Here is a 2940-nt window from a genome sequence, read left to right as displayed (position 1 = left end):
GTGCGCCATGAAATAGGCGATGGCCATTTCGCCGGCCAGGAGGAACGCCACCGGGCGGGTGAAGAGACCGAGCGCCAAGAGGATGCCGCCGGCGAATTCGAGGATACCTGCAGCCGTCGTCAGGCCGGTGAGGGCGTGCGGCTGGGCGCTTACCGGGAAGTTGAACAGTTTTTGCGAGCCATGTTCGATGAACTGCAAGGCGGTCATGATGCGCAACACGCCCAGCGCTTGCGGGCGGAACTGAGCAAGGCTTTCGAAAAGCTTCATCCGAAACTCCATTTACCCCCGCTCGGGCCTTAGATTATCGCCCGGCAGTGGACCACTCACTTCCCTTGGCCAACCATCAACAATCGGTGAGCCGTAATGGCTTGAGTCCCCATATTTCTTCTCGCGATGGTTGCATATATATCCCTATGGTTGTACTAGAGGGGTGATGAATCAAACCAAGCGAGTCTCCTTGATCATGAGAAAAGTCATCATCGGCCTCTTCGCAATCCTTGCAGGCACCAGCTTCGCCATGGCCGCCGATACCGGCTGCGAGACCTTCAAATGGCCGGTCGAGCGCGAGCAGGCGCTGTTTCCGGCGGCGCCCGCCGCGCAGTCCGGCGCTACCCTCACGGTCGGGCAAGCGGCGGATTTCTCGCTTGAGGCTGTGGATACCGTCAGCTTCGAAGTGCCGCCGGAGCGGGCACCGAAAGCCGGCACGTTCGGCGCGACAGCAAATGTGACGGTGCCGCCTGATGGCGAGCTGCAGCTCAGCCTGTCCGACGAGGCCTGGATCGATGTGGTGCAGGATGGCAAGACCGTAAAATCGGCAGCCTTCAGCGGCGTGAAGACCTGCCCTGGCATCCGCAAGAGCATCCGCTTCAAGCTCGCCGGCGGCGCAGCGATCATCCAGCTCAGCGGCGCGAAGAAGGCCGATCTGAAGCTGGCGGTGCTGACGCCGGAGTGACTAATTTAAGAGAGCGGCGCCAGCCGGATAAGTCTTGCCCGTCCTTCGCAGCAATTGCGGAGGGTTGATCGCACCTCTCCCAAGAGGGAAGCGCAATCGCAGACGGCAGCGCTGCCCCCTCTCCGTCCGCTGCGCGGACACCTCTCCCCCATTTCATGGGGGCGAGGAAACGCTAACCGCGGATGTCGCGGTCTTGAAAGCTTGGGTTCCTCGCCCCCATGAAATGGGGGAGAGGTGGCTCGGCGAAGCCGGGACGGAGAGGGGGAGCGCCTTATGCGATTGCCCGCTCCGAGGGAGAGAGAATTCTACCGAACCGGTGCCAGCAGGGCGAAATGCGCGCCTTGCGGGTCCTGGCATTGGATGATCCATTGGCCGCTCGGCACGTCCATCGGCCCCATGATGACCTTGCCGCCATTGTCGGTGACGCGCTTGGCGGCGGCGTCGATGGCGTCGACGTTGAAATAGAACTGCCAGACGGAGACCGGGATCTGCGGCGGCTTGTTCATCATGCCGCCGCCGGATTCCGGACCGGCGCCGAAGGTTTTGTAGATGCCCATCTCGCCCATGTCGAACTCGCCGGCGCTCGTCCAACCGAACTGGGTAGAATAGAAATCGAAGGCGGCTTTCCAGTCCGACGTGTAGAGCTCATGCCAGCCGACATGACCGAGCGTGGTTGCCGGCACCGGCGGCTGGTCAGGCTGATTGGGCTGCAGGAACATGAAGGCCGCACCCTGCGGGTCGGCGACGACCGCGAACCGGCCGACGCCCGGAATATCGTCGGGCGCTCGGTGCACGGCGCCGCCGGCGTCCTTGAGCGCCTGGGTGGAGGCGTCAACATCCTTGGTGTAGATGTAGCCCAGCCAGGTTGGCGGCATGCCCCTCTTGGCGGGTTCTTCCGGCATGGTCATCAATCCGCCGACGCCGCGCTCGGCGGAATTCACCACGATGTAGCGGGGCATGCCGGGGGCGTTGTCGAAGGGCTCGGCCTTCCAGCCGACAACGGCGGTGTAGAAGGCCTCGGCGGCGTCGAGGTCGGTGGTCATCAGTTCGTACCAGAAGAAAGGTTGCGGGGATTTCGGCATGGTCGGTCTCCTCACCGGTTCAGGCAGCGATCGCAGTTCGATCCATCCTAGGACGATCCTGGCGACAGAAATCCGACATGGGCCGAAAATCCCGGTCGGCAAGGCGTCCCGCTCCTGATCTTGCATAGCCCACTCTTTTCGACTTTGCTGCCGGCAAAGAGGGGTTTGCCTTCCATGCGCCAGATGTCGCTCACGCCCGAGCTTGTGGCTCTTTGCCATCGCGAGGAGATCGATCCCGGTCCGAGCGGGGAGTGGACGCAGCTCAGCGACGACGATTTCGGCGCGCTCGCCACGCGTCTCGCCGGCGAGGCCGATGAGGGACCGCTTTGGGTGTTCGCCTATGGCTCGCTGATCTGGAAGCCGGCCTTCGAGTCCGTCGAGCAGCAGCGCGCCTCGGCGCATGGCTGGCATCGCTCCTTCTGCCTGGATCTCGTGCGCTGGAGAGGCAGCGCTGAGCAGCCGGGGCTGATGATGGCGCTTGAACGCGGTGGGCGCTGCGACGGCGTCGTCTACCGCCTGCCGGATGGCGAAAAGCCGGCCCAGATCGAGAGGCTGCTGCGACGCGAGATCGACGACCACGAGAGCGTCGCCTCCGTCAGATGGGTTCCGGTGCGGACGGCGCAAGGTCGGGTGCGGGCGCTGGGCTTCTGGGTCGGCGTGGCGGGCAGGGGGACGTCGCTCGGGCAGCCGCTGGAGAAGGTGGCTTGGGTGCTGGCGCGCGCGTGCGGCCATGTCGGCTCGGGTGCTGAATATCTCTACAACACCGTCAGCCATCTCGAGACCTTCGGCATCCATGACCGCAATCTGTGGCGGCTGCAGGAATTGGTGGCGGACGAGATCCGGTCGATCCATGGCCACAGGGTCACAAATCATGGCGCGGCAGAGATCAATGAGGCGGCTATAACA

4 protein-coding genes are annotated in these 2940 nt (G+C 63.7%); 2 read left to right on the top strand and 2 right to left on the bottom strand.

The genetic code is table 11. The features are described 5' to 3' along the window. A partial coding sequence (locus EOA28_RS31165; RefSeq protein WP_148670965.1) for a DoxX family protein occupies nucleotides 1-267 on the bottom strand: 267 nt, incomplete at its 3' end. Nucleotides 268-463: 196 nt separating this feature from the next. Between EOA28_RS31165 and EOA28_RS31160 the strand changes: the two genes are divergently transcribed. Beyond that, nucleotides 464-952, top strand: a complete 489-nt coding sequence (locus EOA28_RS31160) for a hypothetical protein (RefSeq protein WP_127252182.1) — start codon at nucleotides 464-466, stop codon at nucleotides 950-952. A 305-nt stretch (nucleotides 953-1257) separates the two neighbouring features. Here the strand turns inward: EOA28_RS31160 and EOA28_RS31155 are convergent, their stop codons facing one another. Beyond that, entirely contained in the window at nucleotides 1258-2034 is a 777-nt protein-coding gene (locus EOA28_RS31155) for a VOC family protein (RefSeq protein WP_127252183.1), read from the bottom strand. Between the two features lie 174 nt (nucleotides 2035-2208). Between EOA28_RS31155 and EOA28_RS31150 the strand changes: the two genes are divergently transcribed. Beyond that, the coding region (locus EOA28_RS31150; protein WP_127252184.1) for a gamma-glutamylcyclotransferase at nucleotides 2209-2940 on the top strand (732 nt) is incomplete at its 3' end.

This window comes from Mesorhizobium sp. M2A.F.Ca.ET.067.02.1.1 (genome assembly GCF_004023285.1).
Taxonomy (GTDB): Bacteria; Pseudomonadota; Alphaproteobacteria; order Rhizobiales; family Rhizobiaceae; genus Mesorhizobium.
Note: the sequence above shows the minus strand (reverse complement) of the source record. Positions and strands in the feature narration are given on the sequence as shown.

Coding starts and splice junctions, on each gene's coding strand:
- EOA28_RS31160 (WP_127252182.1), top strand. CDS start 464: ATGAGAAAAGTCATCATCGGCCTCTTCGCAATCCTTGCAGGCACCAGC.
- EOA28_RS31155 (WP_127252183.1), bottom strand. CDS start 2,034: ATGCCGAAATCCCCGCAACCTTTCTTCTGGTACGAACTGATGACCACC.